Origin of the sequence: Pseudomonas sp. EL_65y_Pfl2_R96, from assembly GCF_963970905.1 — a bacterium.
GTDB lineage: Bacteria > Pseudomonadota > Gammaproteobacteria > Pseudomonadales > Pseudomonadaceae > Aquipseudomonas.
Window position 1 is genome coordinate 39,961 of the sequence record NZ_CAXAQH010000034.1, and the last position, 26,533, is coordinate 66,493.

Consider the following 26,533-nt stretch of genomic DNA (forward strand, 5'->3'; position numbering starts at 1 on the left):
TGAGGCATTTTTTACGCTTTTTATCGATTAGTACCTGATAGATGATGCTTGCCATCAACCACCGGTTCTCGTTTTGTGGCTCAGGCGTTCTGCCCCATGACGAACCTTTTCAGGAGACGATCATGCTTGAACTCAGACCTTTCAACTCGCTGGGCGGCGCGCACCATGGCTGGTTGGATGCCCATCACCACTTTTCGTTCGCCGAATACCACGACCCCAAACGCATGAACTGGGGCAACCTGCGGGTGTGGAACGACGATGTGATTGCCGCCGGTACCGGGTTCCCGCAACACCCGCACCGGGACATGGAAATCATCACCTACGTGCGTGAAGGCGCGATTACCCACCAGGACAACCTCGGCAACAAGGGCCGCACCGAAGCGGGCGACGTTCAGGTCATGAGCGCCGGCACCGGGATCGCCCACAGTGAGTACAACCTGGAAACAACCGAGACCCGGATCTTTCAGATCTGGATCATCCCCAACGAAGCCGGTTCGGCACCGTCGTGGGGCGCCAAGCCATTCCCCAAAGGCCAGCGCGAAGGTTTCGTGACCCTGGCCAGCGGCAAGGCCGGTGACGATCAAAGCCTGCACATTCGTGCCGATGCGCGTCTGGTGGCGGCCAATCTGAAAGCCGGGGAAACAGCGGAATATCGTCTGGACAACGGCCGCCGCGCTTATCTGGTGCCGGCAACAGGTGTCATTGAAGTCAATGGCTTGCGTGCACAAGCTCGAGACGGTGTCGCGGTTGCCGATGAGCAGGTGTTGCGCGTGACGGCGATTGAGGACAGTGAAATCGTGTTGGTGGATGTGGCTTGATGCGGTAAATGCAGGACAAAAAAAGGGGCGACCATGGATGGTCGCCCTTTTTTATTCATTTTTCATTGTGGCGAGGGAGCTTGCTCCCGTCCGGCTGCGAAGCAGTCGCAAACCCGCCGATGCAGTATGCCTGACGGATCGCGTCGCCTGATTTGAGGGCCGCTCCGCGCCCCAGCGGGAGCAAGCTCCCTCGCCACAGAGCCCTCAATCACTTCGCAGAAATTGCGCCATCCACCAGTGTCTGAGCCTCGGCCACCAGTTGCTTGAGGTGATCGTCACTGACAAAGCTTTCTGCGTAGATCTTGTAGATGTCCTCAGTGCCCGACGGCCGTGCCGCGAACCAACCGTTCTCGGTCATGACTTTCAGACCGCCGATGGCCTGGTCGTTGCCCGGTGCGTGGCTGAGGATGCTCTGGATCGCTTCGCCCGCCAGTTGAGTCGAGGTGACCTGGTCCGGCGACAATTTGCTCAGCAGCGCTTTCTGCTCAGGATTTGCCTTGGCATCGACCCGTACCGAGAAAGGTTCGCCCAGTTCATCGGTCAATGCACGATAAGCCTGGCTTGGATCCCGGCCCGTACGAGCAGTCATTTCGGCGGCCAGCAGCGCTGGAATCAACCCGTCCTTGTCGGTGCACCAGACCCCGCCGTCCTTGCGCAGGAACGACGCGCCGGCGCTTTCTTCGCCGCCAAAACCGAGGGAACCGTCGAACAGACCGTCGGCAAACCATTTGAAGCCGACCGGCACTTCGTACAGACGGCGGCCCAGACGTTTGGCAACGCGATCGATCAAGCCACTGCTGACCACTGTTTTGCCCACGGCCGCATCGGCGCGCCACTGTGGACGATTCTGGAACAGGTAGTCGATCGACACCGCGAGGTAATTGTTCGGTGCCAGCAAACCACCGGACGGGGTCACGATGCCATGGCGGTCGTGGTCAGGGTCGCAGGCAAAGGCCACGTCGAAGCGCTCCTTCAGACCGATCAGGCCTTGCATGGCGTGGCTGGACGATGGGTCCATGCGGATCTGCCCGTCCCAGTCGACGGTCATGAAACGGAACGTCGCATCAACCTGTTTATTCACCACTTCCAGGTCCAGGCGGTAGTGCTCGGCAATCGCCGACCAGTAGCGCACCCCTGCTCCACCCAGCGGATCGACACCCAGACGCAGCTTCGCATCGCGGATGGCGTCGAAGTCGATCACGTTGATCAGGTCGGCGACATAGGTGTTGAGGTAATCATGACGATGGGTGGTGCTGGCCTTCAGGGCCTGTTCGTAGCTGATGCGTTTGACGCCGGCGAGCCTGGCCGCCAGCAGCTCGTTGGCCTTGGCTTCGATCCACTTGGTGATGTGGGTGTCGGCCGGGCCGCCGTTGGTTGGGTTGTACTTGTAGCCACCGCTTTGCGGCGGGTTGTGGGACGGCGTGATGACGATGCCGTCCGCCAGGCCCGAGGTGCGCCCACGGTTGTAGCAAAGAATCGCATGGGAAATGGCTGGCGTCGGGGTGTACTCGTCGCCTTCGGCGATCATCACCGTCACGCCGTTCGCCGCCAGCACTTCCAGGGCGCTGGCACCGGCCGGCGTGGACAACGCGTGGGTATCGATCCCGACGAACAGCGGACCGTCGATGCCCTGGGCTTCGCGGTACAGACAGATCGCCTGGCTGATGGCCAGAACGTGCCATTCATTGAAACTCAGGTCGAACGAGCTACCTCGGTGTCCGGACGTGCCGAAGGCGACACGCTGGGTAGAAATGGCTGCATCGGGCTGGCCGGTGTAATAGGCCGTTACCAGTCGCGGGATGTCGACCAACAGTTCTGCCGGTGCCGGTTTGCCCGCAAAAGGACTGAGTGTCATGCAAAACCTCTGAAAGAGAGTGGTTCGGGAATAGGGATGCAGTTTACTGACAGTTTGACCGTAGCGCGATGTTATCGAATGTCAGGTATCGAGGATGTTTGGCGTCCCGGTTCAATCGATCGATTCCAGGCGCAAGGCATCCCCCAGCAGCCCCAGTGCGGCGATGAGGTCGTGATCGTCGCCGAACGTATGACTCAGGCGCAAGTGCTGCCCGTGCAGGCCATGCAGGCTGAACAACTCCCCCGGCGCGATGACCACTTGCTGCTTGAGCAGTCGCTGGAACACTCGATGTACATTGACCTGGCGCAACGAGCGGATCCAGATCGTCGCCCCGCCCCGGGGTTCGACGAAGTGCAGCGCATCAGGCAGACGCTCTTCAAGCAATTGGGTCATCTGCACCATGCGTTCCTTGAGCAGTCGACGCAACACCTGCAGGTGTTGATCGATACGTCCGTTGCTGTACAGCCGTGCGATGGCTTTCTGACGAATCAGCGACAAACGGAAGGCACGCAGCAAGAAGTGCCGTTGCAGGTCGGCGCGCAGCCGTCGCGAAAGCACATAGCCATAGGGCGCCTCCGACCCGATGATTTTCTCGAACGTGGAAAACACGATCAGCCGGTCAGGGTCCAGCAGATCGCGAAACCGCAGGCCGTTCGGCTCGAATTCGAGTTCGCCGTAACAATCGTTTTCCAACACCCAACTGCCATGTCGCTCCAGCAGCCGTGCGGTGGATTGCCTGTTGCTGTCAGGCGCCACACTGCCCCTGGGCATGTTCAGTCCCGATGAAAGCATCACCAGTCGCACCCGCTCGGTCTCAAGCAAATGGTTCAATTGCTCAAGATCCAGACCGCCATTGGCTTGCAACGGCAATTCGATCACCTTCACATCCGCGCCCTGGAGCAGGCGCAGAATCACCCAGTCGCACGGCGACTCGACCACCACTACCGTGTCTTTGAGGCCAAGGGCGGCAATCAATATTTCCAGGACGCCACGCAGGTCTGCGCCGATATAGACATCATCGGCATGCCAGCAGCGTGTCGGCGAAGTGGTGTAGCGCGCCGCGAGGGCTGTGCGCAGTTCCAGCTCGCCGCAGGGTTGTGAAGGCGGTTGTGGCTGGCGCGGATACTGGCGCAGCAATTCTCGCTCCAGCAACAACAACGGGCTATCCAGGGGCTGTAACAACGCCGGCTCATCGGCGCTCAGCACCAGCATGCCAGGACGTCTGGCGTTGACATAGACCGTTTCGAGCAGGTCCTTGCCGCTGCCGGGCATGCCGACGGAGGACACCGGTAGTGCGTAATAGCCCGACTTGGCGACTGAATAGACGCGCCCTTCCTTCTCCAACAGCGAATAGGCGTACTGGATGGTCGAGATCGACACATTCAGACGGTCCGCCAACTGTCGCAACGAAGGCAGCCGCACGCGTGCATCACTGCCCGGCTCATTGATCAGGTTATTCAGGTAACGGTATACCGCCTGGTACGCAAAATCGGTCTCTCGTGATCCTTTCATGGGTAATAGCCGAACACGCTACAAACGCCGAGATGCATCCTTGATGAATCCGTCAAACCAGGCACGTTCACCGGCCCGTCGACCATTCGCCCGTCACGGCCGTTTCATTTTCAGGGTCGATCACTTCCGCGTGCACACCCACGTCGCCGCCTCCCGTGTCAGGCGCCCCGCCCTCATTGCGAACCACCGACCCCATGCGGTAAAGCTTTCCGATCAGACTGACCGGCAACCCGCTGACATCAACCATCCACTGCAGAACCTGCTCGGGCGCCGAATTGCCCAGCATCGCCCGGTGCAAATCCGGCAACGCCACGAGCATGCCGGGGTGGCGCTGACGGAGAAAATGCTCAAGCGCCGCGCCGTTATCGACAAACGGGGCGAAGAGCAGACACACCAGTTGGGCTTCGCTCAAACCGAGGTTCTTCTGGGCCTCGGCCGCCGCCAATTCGCGCTGGTCGGCCATTGTCAGCGGATTGCCAAAGGCCTCCATTGCCTGCTCGCAAAAGCGCTCGGGCAGCCGTTTACGACGCATCATCACCAGCGCCCGCTGCACGTACTCGCCGACACCCGACTCGTAGGTGCGACCGTGCACAAAGCACGCTTGCAAGCCCCGAAGGTGCGCGCAGATCGACGGGCTGACGTAGTCGTTATCACTGAGTTGAGCGGTCAGTTCGTCAGGTTGAAACCCGAGGAAGTCGGTGAGCAGCGGCCAGCGCTCCTCCAGATTGCTGACCAGCATGTCGTGAATGTCGATGAAGGTCGTGCGACGGCAGGCTTCAAAACAGTCGGCGGGACGCCATGCAACCTGAGCAGAATCAGGATAAAACTCGCGATAGCAGTCGCTACCCAGCTCATCGAGCCGTGCGAACAACCCTTCGTAGCCCGTTTCATTGCGATTCGATGCCTTGAGCCCCGCCTTGGCCGCAGCACGGTTCAAGCCGTCGAGAAACTGCGCCTGCCGACGGGGTGTATCGCTACTGACCCATACATCGACGCCCCTGTCCCAGCGGGCGATTTGCCCATAAAACTCGCCGGTTGCCAGGTACCCGTCATCCCACAGATCGAGTGGTCCGTCCCAGCTGCGACGGTGCCCGACCATCAGCAGATTGAGCCGATTCGACTCGCGACCGGCTTCGGAGATCGGCGCCAGGTGGTTGAACGGCAGCACCTCGCGATTGTCGACCATCAACACTTCGACCCGAGGATCGTCGTAGAGGAACAATGCACTGCAGCTGCGATGGATGTTTTCCAGGGCGGTAGAGGACGTGCCGTTCAAGCGCAACGTCGCCACACGCAACTGGAACGTTGCCGGTGCCCGGCCGGCGATACTCAGCTGCGCGGCGCGCAGCAGCGCCAGTGTGTAGCAGCTGTCGCGGGATCCGGACTGGACCGCCAGTACCTTGTAATCACCGATACGCTCCATACCTCCGGCGGACACCACCAGGCGCTGAATCATCAGTTGCAATGCCGTGCGCTCGGCGCGAGAAAAAAAACTCAGCAAGCGCTGCAGTACTTGTTGATAAACATAGTTCATTGCCTGTTCATGGGTATGGGTCATCATTGTTTACCTGTTACTCATAAGTTCGATGCCACGCAAATAATGGTATGTACCGCGCGACGGGTTGCCTGTCATGAATGGAGTGCCGGGGTTAGTGTCGAATGCTAGCACTTAAGCTTTGCGTAATTATTTGAAATGATTGCACGTCACGGATACCCCAGACAGGGCAAGGTCGTCGCAATGCCCCGTAGAATGGGCGTGTTGCGCTCGCACGGGATTTCCTAGGAAATTTCCGACAACATCCCACAGACAGGTAACACAAGAAATAAAGAAAGAAGTTGCCAGCAAATGCATGACAACCGAGGGAGGCGAAACTATTTGTTGAACATGTATTGCCAACATGCATTGAGAAGTTTCAAGCTGATACCCAGCCATGACTCTTTCCTTGAGATGAAATAATCATTCAATTATCAGGGCTTATATGATGATTAGAAGATACAGATCGAGAGCAAAAACCAGTTCAGTTGCTGAACCGGCCCACTGACTGATCAATGGGATGTCTCATTTGGGAGGTGTTGCGAGCAGCAGAGTCCGTGCTGGCACGGACTCTTGGAGGCGCTTATACAAAAAGGCTCATGCAAAGGGCTTAGGCAGGTTCGACCTGAAGGGCGACCCGTTCGCGACATGGGCATTCGTCCATATAGCGGTGCGCTTCGACAAACTCGGAAAACGGAAAGACCCGAGTCTTGAGCGGCAGCAGCACACGATCGGCAGTCAACTGGTTGATGTCGCGCAGAGCACGTTGCAGTGCAGCCTGATCCTGGATAATGCCCAGTTCCGGTTTGCCGGTGAAGTTGCCGATGCAGTGCACGAAGAATTGAATGTTTTTCTGGAACGCTGCGCAGGCCGGGAACGGCGTCTGATTACCCCCTTGCAGGCCATAGAGCACCAGGCTGCCGCGAGGTGCGAGCACATCGCCGAGCATCGACATCTGCGGCCCGCCAAGGCCATCGAACACCACGTCGACGCCGCGGTTATCGGTGATCTTGTTGATCTGCATCAGCAGATCCTGTTCTTCGGTGACGATGACTTTCTCGGCACCCAGGGACAGCAGGTATTCACGTTCTTCCGCGGATTTGGTCGCGGCAATCACGCGCACGCCGAGAGCTTTGCCCAATTGCACGAACGACGGCCCGGCGCAATGACTGGCGTCGGTCACCAGAGCGAATTGCCCGGGCTTGACGCGTGCCAGATCGGCATAAGCAAAATAGGCAATCAACAACGGCGTGTAGTGCACGCTGGCTTCGATCGGGCTGAGCACGTCCGGATAAGAGGTCAGTGCCGAGCGCGGCAGAACGATCTGTTCGCCGTAGACCGGATAGTCGTTGGGGCTTTCGGCCGGGAAACTGGCGACCTTGTCACCGACAGCCAGGTCATCGACACCCTCGCCAAGCGCCGTGACCACGCCGGCCATTTCATGACCCAGGCCTGAAGGCAGGCGAGCATGGGACGAAGCCAGGTTCTGGCGCCAGAGAATGTCGTACCAGCTGATGCCAATCGCCTCGACACGCACCTGCACTTCGCCCGGCGCAGGCAGAGCGGCCGCATGCTCTTCGCATTTGAGCACCTCGGCTGGACCAAACTTGTGAAAACGGATCGTGCGGGACATCGCAAACCTCGTCAAAATAACCTCTAATGCCCTGAACTCTATCTGGGCTTTCTACCCAAGACCATCAGTGGCCATTAATAGTCGACATGCCTGTCATTGATTCCGCAGCGACGGCGACATCATCCAATGCCGTAAAAACCGAAGCAGCCTTCCAAGGAAAACTGAATTACCCTGTGCAGAGTACCAGTCTTTCCCCGTAAGATTCACGCCGGCCATTGTTCTCATATGGTCGCTCACGTCAAGTTTGCTGAATCTGCCAGGACTCCAGATGAATCGTAATGACCTGCGTCGTGTCGACCTGAACCTGTTGATCGTTTTCGAAACACTGATGCACGAACGCAGCGTGACCCGCGCCGCGGAGAAGTTGTTCCTCGGCCAACCGGCCATCAGTGCGGCGCTCTCGCGCCTGCGCGGGCTGTTCGATGACCCGCTGTTCGTGCGCACCGGCCGCAGCATGGAACCTTCCGCCCGAGCGGTGGAAATCTTCGCCCTGCTCTCGCCGGCCCTGGACTCGATCTCCACCGCGGTCAGTCGTGCGGCGGAATTCGATCCGGCGACCAGTAACGCGGTATTCCGCATCGGCCTGTCGGACGATGCCGAGTTCGCGTTGCTGCCAATGCTGCTCAAACGGCTGCGTGCCGAGGCACCGGGCATCGTGTTGGTGGTGCGTCGCGCCAATTACATCCTGATGCCGAACCTGTTGGCCTCGGGCGAAATTTCCATTGGTGTCAGCTACACCGCCGACCTTCCGGCCAACGCCAAGCGCAAAGTACTGCGCCGCAGCATGCCGAAACTGTTGCGGGCCGACACCGTGCCGGGGCCGTTGAGCCTGGATGATTTCTGCGCCCGCCCTCACGCACTGGTTTCGTTCGCGGGTGACCTGAGCGGCTTTATAGATGAAGAGCTGGAGAAACTGGGGCGCAAACGGCACGTGGTGCTGGCGGTGCCGCAATTCAACGGGTTGAGCACACTGATCAGCGGCACCGATATCGTGGCCACCGTCCCGGATTACACCGCCGAAGCGCTGACCGCGGCCGGTGGCGTTCGGGCGGAAGACCCGCCGTTGCCGGTGCGCAGTTTTGAATTGCACATGGCCTGGCGCGGGTCGCAGGATAATGATCCGGGTGAGCGGTGGTTGCGGTCGCGGATTCAGATGTTTTTTGGCGACCCTGAGAGTCTATAGGCGTCGTCGGACAGGCTGTTTATCTGATCATTTCTGCCTTTCCACAAACCATGGAGCTCCATTCACTTCCGGTGGATTGCTCCATTGGGGGCAAAGCCCTGCGCATGGTGCCCGCCATCGAAGCCAGCACGATGCTGGACCCAGCGGAGCCTTTTGGCGGCAAAAATCCTCGGGGATAGGCCGGCAGTTCGGCAGCGCTTTCGTTGATGATTACTTCGAGCTGAAGTCGTTGATGATTCGCTACTGAGCCCAACCTCGACATTTTTCGATTTTTATGTAACGGCTTTTGCAACTCTGGCGATCAAACAACGCTAGAGTACTTGCTGTCTCACATAAGGAATTGACAGATGTTCATTGGACGACTCGCCGAACTGACCGGCTGCACTCCAAAAGCCATTCGACTGTACGAGCAAATGGGCCTGATCAACGAGCCGGAGCGTGAGGGGCGGTATCGCCTCTACAATGCTCATCACTTGGAAATCGTCCACCTGATCCGCAAAGCGCAGACTGCCGGGTTCAAGCTGGCCGAGATGAACCCGCTGATTGCCGCAAAAAACAAACTGAAGTCATTTCCGCTGGCGTTGGCCAACCAGGCCGTCGACGACAAGCGCCGCCAGGTCCAGGACAGGATCGCTGAACTGCAGGCGCTTGATCTTCACTTGATTGAACTCAAAAGCGAGATGAACTCAATGTTTGCGCCTCGCCCTGTGGCGGGTTTTCATAAGGTTGATGCGCTTGTCTGTACAGATAAGCAAACGCTTGCCTCAAAGCCACTTCAGGCGGCCGAGGGTTGAAGCCCAATTCATGTTTCGCCTTGGTGATGTTGTATTCCTGCGCCACGTTGTGAAACAGGCGCACCTGGCTCAAGAGTAGCTGGGCGGGCTTGCCGACTAATTGCGCCCAGCGCTCCTGGAGCCAGGCCACGCCCAGCAATAACCAGCGTGGCGCTGAGACAGGCGGGAGCTTGGGTGTTGGCGGCCTCGATCAAATCGCTGAGCGGCGACGAATGCTCATTGGCCAGGATATAGCGCTGCCCCGGCCGGCCCTTTTCGGCAGCGAGTATCATCCCGTCTGCCACATCGCGAACATCCACGAAGTTGAAGCGAAACCCCGGATCAAACGGCATCTGCCGCTGCCGAACCGACTGAAGAAATCCCATGGTATCGGTGAGGTGACCAGCATTGGGGCCAACCATGGCCGAAGGTAATACCGACACCATGTTCACCCCCAACGTCTCAGCGCACTGCCAAGCCGCCTGCTCGGAAAGTATCTTCGATTTGTAGTAGGCGTTTTCGCTTTCCGTATTCCAGTGCGCCTCATCCAGCGCCGTACCATCATGACCGACGGCGGCCACCGAACTAACGTAGACCACACGCTGCACACCCGCCCGTGAAGCGGCTTGCAGCACACGCCGCGTGCCTTGAATATTCGGCTCGACAATCTCGGCCTCCGGGTTGCGAGCCCAGTGCTTGAACACGGCGGCCACTTGAAACAGCACCTCCACGCCCTCCATCGCCTTGTCCAAGGCCGCACGGTCCAGCAACTCGGCATACACCAACTCGCAGTCCAGCCCGGCAAAGGGTGTGTGGTTACATATGTCACGAACCCCGGCTCGAACCCGATAGCCCTGACCGAGCAGCGCTCGCACCAAAGTATTGCCCAGATGGCCGTTGGCACCTGTCACCAGACATAAACTTTTCACAGGAACTCCTTGTTGGCAGCGCGCCAGAGTGGGCGCTGGGAAAAAGCATACGAGGTGTCCCATGGGGCAGAGTCAAGTACCCATTGGCACGTTAGTTTCAGTTTTAGATTTCAGCATCTCGGACACCTCTAGACACGTTTATAGTGAGTATTTAGCAAAGTATTATTTGCGGGGCAGTTATGACACGGCGGTTTTCCAAGTCTCTGTTAAACGCTTGTCAAATGCTGACTGGGCCATCAGAACAGCATTTGAATGATTGAGGCTCCAGTCGTATAACGCTCGAAATGCCCCCCTCAGTGTTTGCCCCAATGGGGTGATGCTGTATCCACCGCGATCAGCGCGGAGGGGATGACGCGGCGTGGAAGGGAGTCCACTGAAAGCCAGCCAAAGCCACACTGGTGTTATCAGAAATCGCCATTCATGATCGCTAGCACAGCCGGTGCAAGTGGGGGCAAAAATGGGGGCATAACTCTTTTTTTTCCACCTGAAACAATCGTCCTAGAGCCCAGGCAAAATGTTTTTTGGCGACCCTGAGAGTCTCTGAATGGGCTGACGCGTCAGCCCATCTGATCAAACGCCTGAGCCAAATCCGCACACAGATCCGGCGCATGTTCGACCCCGATGTGCAGACGAACGAGATTCAGGGTTACGTTTTCTCATTCGAGCGTTTCCCTGGCCATTGGGCTGAGTACCAACGGGGGCTGCCACGCCCGCATTTGTTCCTGGGTGTGGGCGCCGATGCATTGGTGTCGGATTGCTTGCAGGCGAATATCGAATGCCACTTGGGCATCGTCGGGCCGAGCTCGTTTGATCTCCATCCTTTGAGTCTCCTTATTGAGCATATATTGCGTAGCAACCTGTTCAAGGGACGAAGTCCGCCTGCGATCTGATTCTTGATTCAATTAATGGTATTTTCGGCAAATGAACATACTCCGCAGCGTCATTTGTTTCGCAATACTTCTCTGCACTGGCTGTGCAAAAACGGCCAGCATTCCACCCGCCGACCTCACGTTATCGTCTTTCGGGCTTGGCCCCAGCAATTTGTTCACTGCCCGCTTTAGCTCCACTGTGGATTTGCAGAGCGCTTTCAATGACTACGAAAAGTCCAATCAACTCACACCTACCCTGATCTGCTCTCTCAATCGAGACATCGAATTTTCATCGGAGCATTCAATAGATATAAAAGCCGAAGGACGAGTGACCGCGAACAGTAAAGCCAAACCCAATTACAAGTTTTCTTCCGAGCTCATCTTTTACTACACCAATCCGAATGGGACTCAACGCGACTTGGATGACTATGACGCCATCAAGCCCCTGCTTGCGTCGCAAATTTCAATTCCATGCAAAGTCCGCATCACCGCCTATGGGTATAAAGCCTATTACACTAATACGTTACTCATCCCCTCCAGGCTCATGATTGAGCAGATGTTTAGATAAACATCGTAAAAGACCGGGCGATTGAACACGACGCTCAGGACTTGCGGTTGATCGTCTGGCCGTTCAATGTACGCGCTGCGCGGATGTACGCCGAGTTCGGGTTCGAGAGCCGCGCGTTCGAAATGGGAATGCGCCTCACGGCGGATCGAAGTTCTCCATCAGTTGATCCAGTCAAGGAAGATAAAAACAGTGAAAAAAGCTTTCACCCCCCTGCTTCTGATCTGTCTCTCCGCCCACGCACTCGCTGATGGCAACCCTATCGGCTTCCAGTCCTCGACCCTGCCAGACGCGCACAACGAGCGTGCGCTGGAGATGGTCGTCTGGTATCCGAGTGCAACCTCTGCCAAACCGCAATTGATCGCCGACAGCCCGGCGTTCGTTGGTGCCCTCGCCGTACGCAATGCGCCAGCGGCTGCCGGCGAACATCCGCTGGTGGTGCTCTCCCACGGCTTCCGTGGCAACTGGGGCAATCAGGATTGGCTGGCCAGCACACTCGCCCACCGAGGCTACATCGTCGCGGCGGTCAATCATCCGGGCACCACCACCAGGGATCGCAACCCTGAAGCGGCCGCCCAGTTGTGGCAACGACCTGCCGACGTGAGCCGGGCCATCGATGCGGTCATGGCTCAGCCGGAACAGTTCGGCGCGGTCGCGAAGCGTCGAATTGCAGTGGTCGGTCATTCCCTCGGCGGCTGGACCGCGCTGGAAATCACCGGAGCACGCTTCGATCCCGAGCGGTTTGCCCAAGACTGCAAGGCGCATCCGCAGTTGGCCAGTTGCCGCGTTTACCAACAGATCAACCCCGGCAGCATCCCAGAGTCAAAGACTCGATTAAGCTCTGACCTGAGCGACAAACGCGTCACCGCCGTTGTCTCGCTAGACTTGGGCCTGTCACGCGGGTTGACCGATGCGAGCCTCGCGGCGCTGCCGGTTCCGGCACTGGTGATCGCGGCGGGCGTGCCCTCTGAAGACCTTCCCGCGCAGTTGGAGTCCGCCGACCTGGCCAAACGGCTGCCGCATGCCTCGACGCGCTACGTCGAGATCAGCGACGCCAGCCACTTCAGTTTCTTGTCGCTGTGCAAACCGGGCGCGGTGAAGTTGCTCGAATCAGAGGCGCCGGGGGACGGCATGACTTGCCTGGATGGCGACGGCGGGCGATCGCGTGAGGTGATTCATCAGCAAGTGACGTCGCTGATTACTGAATTTCTGGGTCCGGCACCTCGTAATGAGCGGTAGCCTCACGTCGGTAGGTTTTTGACTATCGTATTCCAGCATATCGACCTGCCGAAGCTGCCGAAGCTGCCGAAACAGGCTTTTCCCTATTTCGGCAGGCCATAACTGTGCCCACTAACTGCCGGGCTACCACGCAGGCGAGTTCGTCCAACGCTCCGTAGGTGATCTGTCGGCCACTGATGGTCAGCGCAATCTTGTCCGGCATTCGCTCGGCGTGGTCTTTTATATAGTCATGGAACTGTTTCATCTGGCCACCTCGCTACCATCCGCCAAGGTTGACGACGAAGCGCCGTCTACCCTGTTCGCCTGTACGGCTTCGTTATCCTTGGGGACGAGCAGCACAATGGCCCCCACGATCACTTCGAAAATCCCGGCACCGACAATCACCAGGCCGGTTTCAAAACGGGCATACAGCGCAGCACCGCAGGCACCGGCAATCAGAATCGACGCACCCAGCGTGGCAAAGCGCAGCCTTGCCAGCCCGGCGATTTCGCTTTGCCTGAACCGGGTTTGAATGAGCAGAATGAATGAGATGTCGATCAGTGGCCCGCCGAGTGCCGCAAGACTTGCGCCGACCATCATCCCCGTCAAGACATGTTCCGGTGGCAGGTACAGCACGGCCGCACCGATGATCGCGATGCCCAAGCCGTTGACCACGGAGCCGAAGGTAAACCCGTGATACAAGCGACGGATCTGCAGATTGCCCACAACAAAAATGGAGATCAGGTTCCCTGCCCCGTATGCCCCCATGATCAGGCCGTAGGCAGCAAAACCCTGTACGCCGAATCCCTGGATATCGTATTTGACGACGGCCAGCGCCATGCCGATCGATATACCCACGCTCCAGGCGACATTGCCCAGTCCCGCACACACATACACCGCCTGCATCTGGCTGCGTCCCGCAAGACTTGTCCAACCGGCGGTAAATCCGGCACGCCGGCTTGTTGCCTTGACAGGTTGGCGCGGCAACGCTTTGCCCAACTTCATGACCGCCCACGCAGAGATCAGGAAGGTGATGCTGTTCAGGGTAAACAGATGCTCGATCGGAATCAGCAGCGTAATCGCCGCCGCCAGCATTGGCCCGATCACCCGGGCGACCCGGATGATCGCATCGAACAGCGCGTTGACCGATTGCAGCTGGTCCGGCGCCGCGGCAATCCGCGGAAGACTGGCGCGCAGCGCCGGCTCGAACAATGAGTTGACGATCATCATGAGCATGAGCGGCACCGCCAGCATCCACAGACTCATGATGCCGAGCCCCCAAGCCAGCACCGGAATCAAGGCAAGCCCGGCCCGCGCCAGGTCGGCGCCGATCATCGTGCGACGGTGGTCCCAGCGCTCTGCCCATATCCCCCCCAGCAAAGCACCTGCCAACGCGGCGGCACCGCGTAAAGCACTGAGCCAGCTTGCATCGGTTCCTGCGATCTGTACCGCCATCCAGGCGATGGCTATCGCGAAGAGTTCGTCACCGATCGAAGAGAGCGCCAACCCTCCCCACAGCAAGGCTACGGGCCGCTGAAGCAACGGCCTGAACAATTTCATATCATCAACTCCGCACAGTCACTCAACAGTCTGAAAAAAGCCTGTCGTCTCGTTACTCGCTGGTTGGAAACGACTGGCCCGTCGAACAGGCAGTCCATTTCGGAACTCAGTACGAAGAGGCACTCTGATTGTTTATAGAGTGGCGCTCGGTGCCTGCGAGGGGAGGATTGAAAACGCTGACCAGAATTAAGGTCCGTGAACTTTCCACCACGCAGATAGTGACGATCATGTTTGTCCAGAACGTACATATCTCCCGGACGGATTGCATGGATGGTGCCCTCCATGTCTTCGATTTCGCCCTCACCACCGATGCAATAGCAAGCCTCGAGATGATTGCGATAATGAAGCAGCGATTCCGTACCGGCTCGAACCACCGTGTGGCAAATGGTGAAGCCGACTCCGTCCTGCTCTGTCAGCAGGCGGTGGCTAGTGTCGACGAAAAAGTCGGTTTTCTCGACATCGCGAATGCTACGAACAAACATATTCAGTTCCTTTTGAATAGTTGGACTGACCGCTTCATAAGTGCGAGGCAAACACAGCGGCCGCGTCGGTAAACGCTAAACAGGTAACGCAGAGGCAGACTTGCGCACAGCAAAATGTTCGACAGTTCGTTTGAGGCGCCCACTCTAGGGAGTAGCGCTGTCTTTCGTAAGTCAAATGAAACACCAACCCTGATCAAGGACAAATCACAATCAGATAACAGGATGCTTTCCTACAGGAAATGCAGGAAATCTTGTCGAAGGACGTGCCTGTGGCACGCATGCCATTACGGCAGACCAGTCATTCCCTGACCCGGTTGTTGCTCCCTGAAGAGGCCTGATCCTACGTGGAAGAATTTATGGGTATCAACGGGCTTTTCCGACTGTTTCAACGCAGGCGACGGCACATTCGAGGTCCACACGCTTAGGTAGACTCTCCGAGTTGGCGCTTTCCTTGACGTAAGAGGCCGTATGCGTTTCAAGCCAATCCCTTACACTCCCTGCAACACTGATTTGTCATCATTTCATTTGATAGCCCACCAATGGAAGGTGCATGCTAGAGGGCTCGCTTCGGTCTTATATCATTCCGAATGATAGTTACCTTTGCTTCATTCGATTCGTGCCATACAACCCCGCCAAGCATCATCCGCCCATTCTCAATAAATTGGCGGATGCTTCCATGGAACAGTCACTCAAACATTTGCGCTTCCCCTTGGCCCTGTTGGCCGTATTGGTGATGAGCGCCTGCGGCAAGACCCCGGACGCTGCCGCCACCATGCCCGCGGCCAAAGTCAGCGTAGCCAAGGTGCTGGAACAACCGGTCAACGAGTGGGACGAATTCACCGGGCGCCTTGAAGCGCCGGAAACGGTAGAGATTCGTCCACGGGTTTCCGGGCAGATCGATGACGTGGCTTTCACCGAAGGCGCGCTGGTCAAGAAAGGCGATCTGTTGTTCCAGATCGACCCGCGCCCCTTCCAGGCTGAGGTCCGCCGCCTCGAAGCTCTGGTTGCCCAGGCTCGTGCCACGGCCACCCGCAGCGAAAACGAAGCTCAGCGTGGCGAACGTCTGCGCACCAGCAACGCGATTTCCGCCGAACTCGCCGACTCGCGCACCAGCGCGGCTCAAGAAGCTCGCGCCGCCGTCGGCGCCATCCAGGCCCAACTGGATCTGGCCAAACTGAACCTGAGTTTCACCCGCGTCACTGCGCCTATCAGCGGCCGTGTCAGCCGTGCGGAAATCACCGCCGGCAACCTCGTTACCGCCGATACCACCGCGCTGACCAGCGTGGTGTCCACCGACAAGGTCTACGCCTACTTCGACGCCGACGAGCGTGTGTTCCTCAAATACACCCAGCTCGCCCGCCAGGGGCAACGCGGCGCAACCACGCCGGTTTACCTGGGCCTGTCCAATGAAGACGGCAACCCGCACCAGGGCCAGATGAACTTCGTCGACAACCAGGTCAACCCGAAGACCGGCACCATCCGCGGTCGTGCGGTATTCGACAACAGCGACGGCACCTACACCCCGGGTCTTTATGCACGCCTGAAACTGGTGGGCAGCGGCACCTACTCCGCGGTGTTGATCAACGACGAAGCGGTCGGTACCGACCTGGGTAAAAAGTTCGTGCTGGTGATGGATGCCGACAACAAAACGGCTTACCGCCCCGTCGAGCTGGGTCCGAAAATCGAAGGTTTGCGCATCGTGCGCAGCGGCCTGAACAAAGACGACACCATCATCGTCAAGGGCTTGCAACGGGTTCGCCCTGGCTCACCGGTCACCCCTGAAGTGATCCCGATGGCCAGCAAGGAAACCCTCGCGGCCCTCGCTCAACAACGACAAGCGCTGGAAGCCAGCAACCTGCCCCAAGTCGCACCTGCCAAGGTCGCGCCGGGTGCAGTTGTGAAAGTGGCAGCTGCCACTCCACGCGGTTAAGGGACAATTACTCCGATGAATTTTTCCCAATTCTTCATTTCACGGCCGATCTTTGCAGCGGTACTGTCGCTGCTGATCCTGATCGCCGGCGCCATCTCGCTGTTCCAGTTGCCGATCAGCGAATACCCGGAAGTCGTGCCGCCGACCGTTGTGGTCCGTGCCAACTTCCCGGGCGCCAACCCTAAAGTCATCGGCGAAACCGTGGCCGCTCCGCTGGAGCAAGCCATCACCGGCGTCGAGAACATGCTGTACATGTCCTCGCAGTCCACCGCTGACGGCAAGATCACCCTGACCATCACCTTCGCCCTGGGCACCGACCTGGACAACGCGCAGGTACAGGTTCAGAACCGCGTGACCCGGACCGAGCCCAAACTTCCCGAGGAAGTGACGCGCATCGGTATCACCGTGGACAAGGCGTCGCCCGACCTGACCATGGTTGTGCACTTGACCTCGCCGGACAAACGCTACGACATGCTCTACCTGTCCAACTACGCCTTGCTCAACATCAAGGATGAGCTGGCGCGTCTGGGCGGTGTCGGTGACGTGCAGCTGTTCGGGATGGGCGATTACTCGCTGCGGGTGTGGCTTGATCCGAACAAGACCGCTTCGCGCAACCTGACCGCCACCGATGTGGTCACCGCGATTCGTGAACAGAACCGTCAAGTGGCGGCCGGTGCCCTAGGCGCTCCGCCTGCACCGAATGCCACGGCGTTCCAGCTGTCGGTCAACACCCAAGGCCGTCTGGTTTCCGAGGAAGAGTTCGAGAACATCATCATTCGTTCCGGTGAAAATGGTGAAATCACTCGCCTGAAAGACATCGCTCGCGTCGAACTCGGCTCCAGCCAATACGCCCTGCGCTCGTTGCTGAACAACCAGCCGGCAGTGGCGATTCCGATCTTTCAGCGCCCTGGCTCCAACGCGATCCAGATCTCCAACGACGTTCGGGAGAAAATGGCCGAGCTGAAGAAGAACTTCCCGGAAGGCATGGACTTCAGCATCGTCTATGACCCGACGATCTTCGTGCGCGGCTCCATCGAGGCGGTGGTTCACACCCTCTTCGAAGCGCTGATCCTCGTTGTGCTGGTGGTGATCCTGTTCCTGCAAACCTGGCGCGCCTCGATCATCCCGCTGGTGGCGGTGCCGGTTTCGCTGATCGGTACGTTTGCCGTGATGCACCTGTTCGGCTTCTCGTTGAACGCCCTGTCGCTGTTCGGGCTGGTACTGGCCATCGGTATCGTGGTCGACGATGCGATTGTGGTGGTGGAAAACGTCGAGCGAAACATCGGGCTCGGATTAACCCCTGTAGAAGCCACCAAGCGTGCGATGCGCGAAGTGACCGGTCCGATCATTGCAACGGCGCTGGTGCTGTGTGCGGTGTTTATCCCGGCCGCGTTCATCTCCGGCTTGACCGGGCAGTTCTATAAACAGTTCGCCCTGACGATTGCGATTTCGACCGTGATCTCGGCCTTCAACTCGCTGACCTTGTCGCCTGCACTGGCCGCCGTGTTGCTCAAGAGCCATGACGCGCCGAAAGACCGTTTCTCAAAGGTTCTGGACAAGATCTTCGGTGGCTGGTTGTTCCGTCCGTTCAACCGTTTCTTTGACAAGGCCAGCCATGGTTATGTCGGCACCGTGGGCCGGGTTATCCGCAGCAGCGGTATCGCCCTGCTGGTGTACGCCGGCCTGATGGTGTTGACGTTCTTCGGTTTTTCCAATACCCCGACCGGTTTCGTACCCGGCCAGGACAAGCAATACCTGGTGGCCTTTGCGCAACTGCCGGATGCCGCGAGCCTGGACCGTACCGAAGACGTGATCAAGCGCATGTCCGACCTGGCCCTGAAACAGCCTGGGGTGGAAAGCGCGGTGGCCTTCCCGGGTCTGTCGATCAACGGTTTCACCAACAGCCCGAACGCCGGCATCGTGTTCGTCACCCTGAAGCCTTTCGACGAGCGCAAGGATCCGAGCATGTCCGCCGGTGCGATTGCCGGTGCATTGAACGGCCAGTACGCCGGGATTCAGGAAGCCTATATGGCGATCTTCCCGCCGCCGCCGGTACAAGGCTTGGGGACCATTGGCGGTTTCCGCCTGCAGATCGAAGACCGGGGCAACCTGGGCTATGACGAGCTGTACAAAGAAACCATGAACATCATCACCAAAAGCCGCAGCGTGCCGGAACTGGCCGGTCTGTTCACCAGTTACACGGTGAACGTGCCTCAAGTCGATGCCGCCATCGACCGGGAAAAAGCCAAGACCCACGGCGTGGCCGTCAGCGACATCTTCGACACCCTGCAGATTTACCTGGGTTCGCTGTATGCCAACGACTTCAACCGCTTCGGTCGTACCTACCAGGTCAACGTTCAGGCCGAGCAGCAGTTCCGCCTCGAATCGGACCAGATCGGTCAGCTGAAAGTGCGTAACAACCGAGGCGAGATGATCCCGCTGGCGACCTTCATCAAGGTCAGCGACACCTCGGGCCCGGACCGCGTGATGCACTACAACGGCTTCATCACCGCTGAAATCAACGGTGCGGCAGCCCCCGGCTACAGCTCCGGCCAGGCCGAGAAAGCCATCGAGAAACTGCTCAAGGATGAACTTCCGAACGGCATGACCTACGAATGGACCGACCTGACCTACCAGCAGATTCTGTCCGGCAACACCGCGCTGTTCGTGTTCCCGCTCTGCGTACTGCTGGCGTTCCTGGTGCTCGCGGCGCAGTACGAAAGCTGGAGCCTGCCACTGGCGGTGATCCTGATCGTACCGATGACCCTGCTGTCGGCCATTACCGGGGTGATTGCCTCGGGCGGCGACAACAACATCTTCACCCAGATCGGCTTGATCGTACTGGTGGGACTTGCGTGTAAGAACGCGATTCTGATCGTCGAGTTTGCCAAGGATAAACAGGAAGAAGGCCTCGGCCCGCTGGCAGCGGTACTGGAAGCTTGCCGTCTGCGTCTGCGGCCGATCCTGATGACCTCCTTCGCGTTCATCATGGGTGTTGTGCCTCTGGTCTTCTCCAGCGGTGCCGGTGCCGAAATGCGTCATGCCATGGGTGTGGCGGTGTTCTCCGGGATGCTCGGGGTGACCTTCTTCGGTCTGTTGCTGACGCCGGTGTTCTACGTACTGATTCGCAACTTTGTGGAGCGCGGTGAGCAACGCAAAGCGGCCAAGGCGCTGAAATTGGAAAAGCAACTGGAGGCGCAACAATGAGCCTGAAAGCCTTCCTGCCGAGCCTTCTGGTACTGGCCCTGAGTGCCTGTGCCGTCGGCCCGGATTACAAAACCCCAGCCACCGAGGCGGCCAACATCACGGCCGCCACCGATGGCAGCGCCGGTCAGAAGAACTTCGACCGCGCCCGTTTCGAAGGCATCTGGTGGCAGCAGTTCGAGGATCCGACCCTCAATCAGCTGGTGACGCAATCCTTGCAAGGCAACCGTGATTTGCGCGTGGCCTTTGCCCGCTGGAAAGCGGCCCGGGCGATTCGTGATGACGCCAGCAATGACGCCATGCCGACCATCACCAGCCGCGCCAGCAGTGATTTGGCCAAAGGGCAGATTCCCGGCCAGACCACTAAACGCGTCAGCAGTGAGCGCTATGACCTGGGCCTGGACATGGCCTGGGAACTGGACTTGTTCGGTCGCATCCAGCGCAACCTGGAATCCAGCGACGCTGAACAGCAGGCGGCCGAAGCCGATCTTTACCAACTGCAAGTCACCATGATTGCCGAACTGGTGGACGCCTATGGCCAACTGCGCGGCGCGCAGTTGCGGGAAAAGATCGCGCTGGCGAACCTGAACAACCAGCAGGAGTCGCGCAAGATCACCGAAAGCCTGCGTGATGCCGGTGTCGGCGATCAACTGGACGTAGTCCGCGCCGATGCACGCCTGGCGTCTGTCGAAGCCAGCGTGCCGCAGTTGCAGGCCGAACAGGTGCGTCAGCGCAACCGCATCGCCACCCTGCTGGGTGAGCGCCCGGACAAGCTGACCGTCGACCTGAGTCCAAAAGACTTGCCGGCGATCGCCAAAGCCCTGCCAATCGGTGATCCGGGCGAACTGCTGCAACGGCGTCCGGACATCCGCAGCGCCGAGCGCAAATTGGCGGCCGCCACCGCCCGTATCGGCGTGGCCAAGGCTGATTTGTTCCCACGGGTCAGCCTCAGCGGCTTCCTCGGCTTTACCGCCGGGCGCGGTTCGCAGATCGGCTCGTCGGCAGCCAACGCCTGGGCACTGGGCCCAAGCATTACCTGGGCGGCGTTCGACCTGGGCAGCGTGCGCGCCCGTTTGCGCGGCGCCGATGCTGAAGCCGAAGGCGCCCTGGCGACCTACGAGCAGCAAGTACTGCTGGCGCTGGAAGAGTCGGAAAACGCCTTCAGCGATTACGGCAAGCGTCAGCAGCGCCTGATCTCGCTGATTCGTCAAAGCGAATCAAGCCGCGCCGCTGCCGACCTGGCCGATATTCGCTACCGCGAAGGCACCGTGGACTTCCTCGTGCTGCTCGATGCTCAACGTGAGCGTTTGGCGGCAGAAGACACCCAGGCCCAGGCCGAAGTCGATTTGTATCGCGGCATTGTCGCGATCTACAAAGCCCTCGGCGGCGGCTGGCAGCCAGAGACGGTCGCCAGCAAGTAATGATTTAAGAGCTCCTTTGGTTGGCCGCAACCCAACCAAATTTTTTGCCCCGCGCCTCATTCGGTCGCGGGGCTTTTTTTTGGCTGCATGCTTGTTGAATCCACCACATTCCCTTGTGGGAGCGGGCTTGCCCGCGATGACGATTGCACATTCAGCATTGATGTTGGCTGACCCACCCTCATCGCGGGCAAGCCCGCTCCCACAGGGTTAGCGGTGTTCTTGAGTCTCGCGGCTTTCCAGGATTGTCACGGTGGCCGTGGTCCCGGCACGCAGGCGGTTTTTAGCGACATAGTCGGCGTCGATCTGAATCCGCACCGGCACCCGTTGTGCCAGCTTGACCCAGGTGTAACTGGGGTTGATGCTGGCCAGCAGTCGACTGCCGGGGGAGTTCTCGCGGTCGGCGATAGCAAAAGCGATGCTTTGCACGGTGCCGCCGAAGGTCTCGCCGCTCATCAACTCGACCCTGACCCGGTCGCCCTCCTCGATTCGCGGCAGCTTTGTTTCTTCAAAGTAGCCGCTGATATAAAACGAGTCACTGTCCACCAGTGCCAACAACGCCCCCCCGGCAGTGGCGTAATCCCCCTGACGAGTCAGCAGGTTGGTCACGTAACCGCTGACAGGCGCTGCGACCCGCGTGCGCTGCAGGTCCAGTTCGGCCTGGGTCAATGCGGCGATCGCCAGCTGCACATTGGCGTGTGCCAGGCCCAAATTGGCCTGATTGCGCAACAGCTCCGCCTGAGCCACAGCCACTTCGGTACTGGATTTTTCCCATTCTTCGCCGGAGATCGCGAAGCGCTGCTTGAGGGTTCGACGGCGATGCTCTTCGCTTTGCCGCTGTCTGAGCAGCGCTTCGCTGGCGACAATCGTAGCTTCAGACTGGCCAAGCGAGGCTTTCGCGACTTCCACCGAACGTTTGGCATGTTCCACTGCCAGCGTGTAACGAGCCGGGTCGATCTCCAGCAACAACTGGCCCTTCTCAACATGCTGGTTGTCTTGAACACCCAGGCTGACGATGCGCCCCGAGACATCGGCGGACAACGTCACCACATCGGCGCGAACCCGTGCATCCCGGGTCCAGGGTGCGCGGGTGTAATGCTCCCAGGCGAACCAGCCGAGGATGAAGGCCAGCAATACCACTGCCAGGGTCGCGAGTCGGGCAAGGATCGTCTTCAAGGCATCAGGCTCCCATCACCAGGATCAGGGTTGCGCATACGCAGGCATATAACGCGCCTTCGAACAGGGCTTCATGCCAGACGAACCGCAGCACGCCAAAGCGGCGCAAGATCCAGTCCAGCAGCAGGAAAATCGGCAGGGCCAGCAGTAAAGCCTGAGCAATCGGCGGCAAGTAGACGCCACCCAATTCAAAATCAATGGGCAAGGGCTGGCGCTCCTTCCGTTTGGGCGGGTTGAAAGTATTGGCGATGTCGCTCCAGAAACGACACCACGATCAACAATGCCACGCGCATCCTGAATACCGACCACAGGTGTTCATGAACGTCCAAATGCAAGTCGTCCATTTCATCGCCCAAGACACGCAAGTTTCCGAGCAGCGGCTCGAGGTCAATCCCGGGGCGCCCGGCGATCAATCGTCCGGTCTCCCGGACGGCAGCCAGCAAACGGTTTTGTTGTTCTGTACTCAGCAACGTGTTGCTTTGCCCCTGTTGCCTGAGCTGGTTCAAAGCCACACCCAGTGCCATACACCCGAGGCTGACTTCGAACAGCTCGCTGGAATGCTTGTCGTCGGTAGCCGGCAATAGCCCCAGCATCATGGTCAGGCGATCGACCATGCGGCTCTCAAACGCAAATTGCAGTTCATCGGTGGCCGGCGTCTTCAGCAAAGCGTAGACCTGCTCGCAGTTTTCATTGAACAGCCGGTGTATCCGCAAAACGGGCCTGAACGGAAAGATCAAGGCGTAGACACTGAGCGCCAGCGCGGTTGCGCTGATATACGCACCGGCAAACTCGAACCACGCAATGGCACTGTTTTGGCCAACTCCTGCGTTTTGAGGGCCCAGCAACAGCATTGTCGTCAGTCCAAGACCAATGCCTGTGCCCGTGGTTGACGGACTGGACAGCCCCACCGCGACGGCATACAGCAATGGGACAAGCAGCAAGGCGAGTAACTCGAAGTCACTGATCATCGGTACCAGCATGAACAGATAGAGCGCCGACACCACCAAGGCCAGACCCAGCCCCCTGGCAAAGCTTTGCGCGGCCAGCAACGGCCGCGGAAAAGTCGCCATCAGCGAACAGAGAATCCCCACCACAATCATGCCGCCACGGGCACCGTCCCAAGCGGTCTCGATCCAGATCAGACCGGCCACCAGCAACGCGGCAAATGCCCGGATTGCATTCATTGCCGCCAATGTGAAGTCCAGATGCAGCGGATTTTCCTGGCCACGGAACACGCAACTGGCTTCACGCCCTTCCTGGATCGCGTCGCTCAGTTCCAGAACCTGCCCCAGCTGCTCTAACATCCGTGCCTGCTCCCAGCGCAGTGCCCAGGCCAATGAACGCAGGGTGGCAGGCATCGTCTCGGTGAGTTGTTCGGCCTTGTAGGCCTGGTCATCGAAGCGCTGTTGCAGTGCGGCGAAATGGTGCCGTGCCTCGCTCGACAGTGAACGCCCTTGCAGGGCCAACTCATCGAGAAACGCCAGTTCTTCGGCGCGCAAACGTTGTATCTCTTCCGGCAACGCGCCTTCCCAGCGTTCAGTGAGCAGTAGCCGCTGGTGACGCAAGGCCGTCAACCGCGAAGTCAGCAGCACCAGTTGATTGCCCAGCAGTTGCACCAGACTATTGGCGCTGCGCAACCGTGGCGCATCGTAATATAAATGCCGACGTACCCCCTCCAGAGCGCTGATTGCACCGAGCAGCTGCATCTGCCGCCGATGGAAATCGGCCTCACTTTCTTCGGTTCGGATGACGGCGGCAGCGTGGGTCGCGAGCAGCTTGATGACCTGATCGATCTTGGCGAAGTAATCCCGCGCCACCGCTTCCGGCCGCGCCGTGAGAAGGCTGACCACGCACACGCAAGCCACCGCCAAAAGCGTCTCGGTCACACGAGTGACCGCCAGCAGGAACGTGCCCTCCTGATCGGGCACCGCCAGCAGCGCCACGACTACCGCCGTGTACCCGCTCAGAACAAATGCCTGGGAACTGGTGTAGCGCAACAGGGTGCCGCCGGCGGTACAGAATGCCAGCCACAAGGCCAGGGTGATGATGAAGGGCAGCGGCGCCTGGGGAAAGATCGCCATGATCAACACCGCCACGACCGCTCCGAACGTGGTGCCGATGACCTGGCCAAAGCTTCGGGCCAGGGCCATGCCACCCAATGGTTGGCTGACGATGACCACTGCCATGATCGACCACTTGGGCTGTTCAAGGTCGAACAGGAAGGCCAGATACAGCGTCAGCAGGCCGGCCACAATGGTCCTCAGGGCGAACAGCAGTACCTCTCGCCCAGGGTTGAGGATCGCCTTGAAGTATTGAAGCAACGGTTGCATGGGAGCGCTCATCGAGTCCTATCAGCAAGCGTAGTCATTGCTGCTGGGCCTCGACAGGTTTCAGTGTCGACAAAACCTGTAGGCAAACTCGCCGATGGGCATGCTTATTTTGATAGACCCCGTCGATTACTCTGTCAGCCATACCAATTGGAGAACGATCTGCCATTGTGCGCACACTGGAGCGCGAAGTGCTGGCAGCGCTGGGGCACACCGATTTGCCACCCGCTCTCGAACCCGACGACTACGTGCTGAATTGAGTCAGGGTTTGACTCACAGCCCTGCCTGACCGAAGCTGGTGACTTTGCAAAAGCCCGCCAGCTCCCGGATTCCTGCATGCCTCAGTCCCGCCGCTATCTGCTCCTCAGCCTCTGCGTACTGCTTGCCCTCGCCCTCGCCTGGTTTTTCCTGCGTAGCACGACACCTGTGGTGCCGGAGGCAATCAGGCGCGGCTACAGCGAAGCGCTGACCCAGGCACGCGCGGGGCAACCGGGAGCGGCGCGGGTCCTTTACCAGCAATTGAGCCGCCCTGACCTGTCAGCCAAGCGCCGCGTCTGGCTGCATGCCGAACTGCCCAACTACCCCAGCCCCCAAGCTCTGAAACTGGCGGATGCGGACCTGCAACATCCATCGGCGGATGTGCGCATCGCGGCCATCAAAAGCGTCGGCGGGCTGGTGCCCAATGGGCAGCGCAGTCTGTTGCTGGGGCCCTTGCTCGATGACAGCGACCAAAGCGTCCGGTTTGCGGCGGTCAACGCCTTATTGGGCCTGTCCCCGGATGAGCTGGGGTTGTATTTCGGGCCGTTGGAGCAAGCCATCGACGCTTGGGAACAGGTCCTCAAGCGTCAGCCGCAAAGCGCTGAAACCCAGTACCAATTGGCGCGTCTGCATTTGCACAATGCCGAACTGAAGGACGCGCAGCAGGCACTGGAGCGCACCTTGCAACTGGCGCCCGGCAACCTGCCGGCGCTGGTGATGCAGATCGAAGTGCTGGATAGACAGGGCCAAAGCGATGCCGCCAGGCAGTTGTTGGCGAAGCAGTTAAAGGCCCAGCCCGATTCGGCCTACCTGCAACATGCGTTGGGGCTCTGGCTGCTGCACCACGGGCAAAGTGAGTTCGCCCTGCTCGGGCTGTCCAAAGCTGTGGAACTGGAGCCGGACAACAAGGACTACCGTTACGACCTGGCCACCACGCTGCATGGCGAGCAGGAGCTGGAAGCGGCACAGAACCAGTTGCAGGAAATCGTCCAGCGCCACCCGGCCGATCGCAAGGCGCGCGTGCTGCTGATCAACTACTGGAAGGAAAGCGGGCAGTTGCAGAACGTGCAGATCCTGTTGGCGCAGCTGGAGCAGCTCAATCCGGATGATCCGGCGTTGCAGCAAGGGCTTTAGATCAAGATCAAAAGATCGCAGGCTGCGCCAGCTCTTATCAAACAAAAAATAACGCATTGTTTTTGCTCTGAAATTTATCCAACCATCACCAACTGCATCCCCAGCTTGCGCGCCTTGCGTTCCAAGGCGCGCCGTTGTCGGTCGCGACTCTTCTC

At 59.1% G+C, this 26,533-nt stretch carries 18 protein-coding genes and 5 pseudogenes; 12 read left to right on the plus strand and 11 right to left on the minus strand.

From position 1 onward, the window contains the following. Positions 1–122: 122 nt before the first annotated feature. Positions 123–818 carry a pirin family protein gene (locus tag AACY49_RS25485; RefSeq protein ID WP_339527169.1) on the plus strand — a complete coding sequence of 232 codons (696 nt, stop codon included), beginning with the start codon at positions 123–125 and terminating at the stop codon, positions 816–818. Between the two features lie 208 nt (positions 819–1,026). Here the strand turns inward: AACY49_RS25485 and pgm are convergent, their stop codons facing one another. The 4 genes from pgm to AACY49_RS25505 all read right to left on the minus strand — a co-directional run bounded on the left by pgm (position 1,027) and on the right by AACY49_RS25505 (position 7,352). Further along, positions 1,027–2,673 carry a phosphoglucomutase (alpha-D-glucose-1,6-bisphosphate-dependent) gene (gene pgm, locus AACY49_RS25490; protein ID WP_258700630.1) on the minus strand — a complete coding sequence of 549 codons (1,647 nt, stop codon included), beginning with the start codon at positions 2,671–2,673 and terminating at the stop codon, positions 1,027–1,029. A gap of 111 nt (positions 2,674–2,784) precedes the next feature. After that, a complete protein-coding gene (locus tag AACY49_RS25495) occupies positions 2,785–4,185 on the minus strand; it encodes an aminotransferase-like domain-containing protein (protein WP_320390651.1) in 1,401 nt (466 codons plus the stop codon). Positions 4,186–4,252: 67 nt separating this feature from the next. After that, complete coding sequence (locus AACY49_RS25500) at positions 4,253–5,743, minus strand: hypothetical protein (RefSeq protein WP_258695890.1); 1,491 nt, start codon at positions 5,741–5,743, stop codon at positions 4,253–4,255. A 586-nt stretch (positions 5,744–6,329) separates the two neighbouring features. Continuing rightward, on the minus strand, positions 6,330–7,352 hold the full coding sequence (locus AACY49_RS25505; protein ID WP_258695891.1) for a zinc-dependent alcohol dehydrogenase family protein: 1,023 nt from the start codon (positions 7,350–7,352) through the stop codon (positions 6,330–6,332). 268 nt (positions 7,353–7,620) lie between these two features. On the opposite strand from AACY49_RS25505, the gene AACY49_RS25510 reads away from it, so the two are divergent. The 3 genes and pseudogenes from AACY49_RS25510 (at position 7,621) to AACY49_RS25520 (ending at position 9,329) form a co-directional block, all read left to right on the plus strand. Then, positions 7,621–8,535, plus strand: coding sequence for a LysR family transcriptional regulator (locus tag AACY49_RS25510; protein WP_258695892.1), 915 nt, complete (start codon positions 7,621–7,623; stop codon positions 8,533–8,535). 89 nt (positions 8,536–8,624) lie between these two features. Then, a pseudogene (locus AACY49_RS25515) lies at positions 8,625–8,782 on the plus strand (aldehyde dehydrogenase family protein); the annotation flags it as partial. Positions 8,783–8,882: 100 nt separating this feature from the next. Continuing rightward, positions 8,883–9,329, plus strand: coding sequence for a MerR family transcriptional regulator (locus tag AACY49_RS25520; RefSeq protein ID WP_339527175.1), 447 nt, complete (start codon positions 8,883–8,885; stop codon positions 9,327–9,329). Here the strand turns inward: AACY49_RS25520 and AACY49_RS25525 are convergent. Further along, a pseudogene (locus AACY49_RS25525) lies at positions 9,211–10,237 on the minus strand (NAD-dependent epimerase/dehydratase family protein); the annotation flags it as partial. The gene AACY49_RS25520 and the pseudogene AACY49_RS25525 overlap by 119 nt on opposite strands. A 704-nt stretch (positions 10,238–10,941) precedes the next feature. After that, positions 10,942–11,055 (minus strand): annotated as a pseudogene (locus AACY49_RS25530) (GNAT family N-acetyltransferase); the annotation flags it as partial. 103 nt (positions 11,056–11,158) lie between these two features. Between AACY49_RS25530 and AACY49_RS25535 the strand changes: the two are divergent. From AACY49_RS25535 to AACY49_RS25540, 3 genes and pseudogenes are all read left to right on the plus strand, one after another. After that, positions 11,159–11,674, plus strand: coding sequence for a hypothetical protein (locus AACY49_RS25535; RefSeq protein ID WP_339527177.1), 516 nt, complete (start codon positions 11,159–11,161; stop codon positions 11,672–11,674). Beyond that, positions 11,671–11,811 (plus strand): annotated as a pseudogene (locus tag AACY49_RS31970) (GNAT family N-acetyltransferase); the annotation flags it as partial. The gene AACY49_RS25535 and the pseudogene AACY49_RS31970, both read left to right, overlap by 4 nt. A 52-nt stretch (positions 11,812–11,863) precedes the next feature. Further along, positions 11,864–12,910, plus strand: coding sequence for an alpha/beta hydrolase family protein (locus tag AACY49_RS25540; RefSeq protein WP_339527179.1), 1,047 nt, complete (start codon positions 11,864–11,866; stop codon positions 12,908–12,910). Between the two features lie 240 nt (positions 12,911–13,150). Here the strand turns inward: AACY49_RS25540 and AACY49_RS25545 are convergent, their stop codons facing one another. Together AACY49_RS25545 and AACY49_RS25550 are read right to left on the minus strand one after the other, a co-directional pair. Then, positions 13,151–14,449, minus strand: a complete 1,299-nt coding sequence (locus tag AACY49_RS25545) for an MFS transporter (protein WP_320390689.1) — start codon at positions 14,447–14,449, stop codon at positions 13,151–13,153. Further along, the gene (locus AACY49_RS25550) at positions 14,446–14,931 is read right to left on the minus strand and encodes an ectoine synthase (RefSeq protein WP_408980515.1); all 486 of its coding nucleotides are present in this window, start codon (positions 14,929–14,931) and stop codon (positions 14,446–14,448) included. The genes AACY49_RS25545 and AACY49_RS25550 overlap by 4 nt, the downstream gene beginning before the upstream one ends. 676 nt (positions 14,932–15,607) lie before the next feature. Here AACY49_RS25550 and mexE point away from each other — a divergent pair. The 3 genes from mexE to AACY49_RS25565 are packed head-to-tail and all read left to right on the plus strand — an operon-like array spanning position 15,608 to position 21,486. Continuing rightward, positions 15,608–16,861: a multidrug efflux RND transporter periplasmic adaptor subunit MexE gene (gene mexE / locus AACY49_RS25555; RefSeq protein ID WP_339527182.1), complete on the plus strand. Its 1,254-nt coding sequence runs from the start codon at positions 15,608–15,610 to the stop codon at positions 16,859–16,861. 15 nt (positions 16,862–16,876) lie between these two features. Next, a complete protein-coding gene (locus AACY49_RS25560) occupies positions 16,877–20,068 on the plus strand; it encodes an efflux RND transporter permease subunit (RefSeq protein WP_339527184.1) in 3,192 nt (1,063 codons plus the stop codon). After that, positions 20,065–21,486 (plus strand): efflux transporter outer membrane subunit, encoded by a 1,422-nt coding sequence (locus AACY49_RS25565; RefSeq protein WP_339527186.1) that lies wholly within the window; start codon positions 20,065–20,067, stop codon positions 21,484–21,486. Before AACY49_RS25560 ends, AACY49_RS25565 begins: the two co-directional genes overlap by 4 nt. A gap of 207 nt (positions 21,487–21,693) precedes the next feature. On the opposite strand, the gene AACY49_RS25570 is transcribed toward AACY49_RS25565, so the two are convergent. The 3 genes from AACY49_RS25570 to AACY49_RS25580 are packed head-to-tail and all read right to left on the minus strand — an operon-like array spanning position 21,694 to position 25,001. Continuing rightward, positions 21,694–22,659 carry an HlyD family secretion protein gene (locus tag AACY49_RS25570; protein ID WP_339527188.1) on the minus strand — a complete coding sequence of 322 codons (966 nt, stop codon included), beginning with the start codon at positions 22,657–22,659 and terminating at the stop codon, positions 21,694–21,696. Positions 22,660–22,663: 4 nt separating this feature from the next. After that, on the minus strand, positions 22,664–22,864 hold the full coding sequence (locus AACY49_RS25575) for a DUF1656 domain-containing protein (protein ID WP_038983381.1): 201 nt from the start codon (positions 22,862–22,864) through the stop codon (positions 22,664–22,666). After that, positions 22,854–25,001, minus strand: coding sequence for an FUSC family protein (locus tag AACY49_RS25580; protein WP_339527193.1), 2,148 nt, complete (start codon positions 24,999–25,001; stop codon positions 22,854–22,856). The genes AACY49_RS25575 and AACY49_RS25580 overlap by 11 nt, the downstream gene beginning before the upstream one ends. A gap of 146 nt (positions 25,002–25,147) precedes the next feature. Between AACY49_RS25580 and AACY49_RS25585 the strand changes: the two are divergent. Together AACY49_RS25585 and AACY49_RS25590 are read left to right on the plus strand one after the other, a co-directional pair. Next, positions 25,148–25,246: pseudogene (locus tag AACY49_RS25585) on the plus strand (bestrophin family protein); the annotation flags it as partial. A gap of 76 nt (positions 25,247–25,322) precedes the next feature. Further along, positions 25,323–26,378, plus strand: coding sequence for a tetratricopeptide repeat protein (locus tag AACY49_RS25590; protein ID WP_258695908.1), 1,056 nt, complete (start codon positions 25,323–25,325; stop codon positions 26,376–26,378). Positions 26,379–26,533: the final 155 nt, after the last annotated feature.

Bases quoted from the DNA above. Each gene is read 5' to 3' on its own strand.
- AACY49_RS25545 (WP_320390689.1), bottom strand. From the start codon at position 14,449: ATGAAATTGTTCAGGCCGTTGCTTCAGCGGCCCGTAGCCTTGCTGTGG.
- AACY49_RS25590 (WP_258695908.1), top strand. From the start codon at position 25,323: ATGCCTCAGTCCCGCCGCTATCTGCTCCTCAGCCTCTGCGTACTGCTT.
- AACY49_RS25500 (WP_258695890.1), bottom strand. From the start codon at position 5,743: ATGACCCATACCCATGAACAGGCAATGAACTATGTTTATCAACAAGTA.
- AACY49_RS25560 (WP_339527184.1), top strand. From the start codon at position 16,877: ATGAATTTTTCCCAATTCTTCATTTCACGGCCGATCTTTGCAGCGGTA.
- AACY49_RS25520 (WP_339527175.1), top strand. From the start codon at position 8,883: ATGTTCATTGGACGACTCGCCGAACTGACCGGCTGCACTCCAAAAGCC.
- AACY49_RS25580 (WP_339527193.1), bottom strand. From the start codon at position 25,001: ATGAGCGCTCCCATGCAACCGTTGCTTCAATACTTCAAGGCGATCCTC.
- AACY49_RS25495 (WP_320390651.1), bottom strand. From the start codon at position 4,185: ATGAAAGGATCACGAGAGACCGATTTTGCGTACCAGGCGGTATACCGT.
- mexE (WP_339527182.1), top strand. From the start codon at position 15,608: ATGGAACAGTCACTCAAACATTTGCGCTTCCCCTTGGCCCTGTTGGCC.
- AACY49_RS25535 (WP_339527177.1), top strand. From the start codon at position 11,159: ATGAACATACTCCGCAGCGTCATTTGTTTCGCAATACTTCTCTGCACT.
- AACY49_RS25565 (WP_339527186.1), top strand. From the start codon at position 20,065: ATGAGCCTGAAAGCCTTCCTGCCGAGCCTTCTGGTACTGGCCCTGAGT.
- AACY49_RS25550 (WP_408980515.1), bottom strand. From the start codon at position 14,931: ATGTTTGTTCGTAGCATTCGCGATGTCGAGAAAACCGACTTTTTCGTC.
- pgm (WP_258700630.1), bottom strand. From the start codon at position 2,673: ATGACACTCAGTCCTTTTGCGGGCAAACCGGCACCGGCAGAACTGTTG.
- AACY49_RS25505 (WP_258695891.1), bottom strand. From the start codon at position 7,352: ATGTCCCGCACGATCCGTTTTCACAAGTTTGGTCCAGCCGAGGTGCTC.
- AACY49_RS25485 (WP_339527169.1), top strand. From the start codon at position 123: ATGCTTGAACTCAGACCTTTCAACTCGCTGGGCGGCGCGCACCATGGC.
- AACY49_RS25510 (WP_258695892.1), top strand. From the start codon at position 7,621: ATGAATCGTAATGACCTGCGTCGTGTCGACCTGAACCTGTTGATCGTT.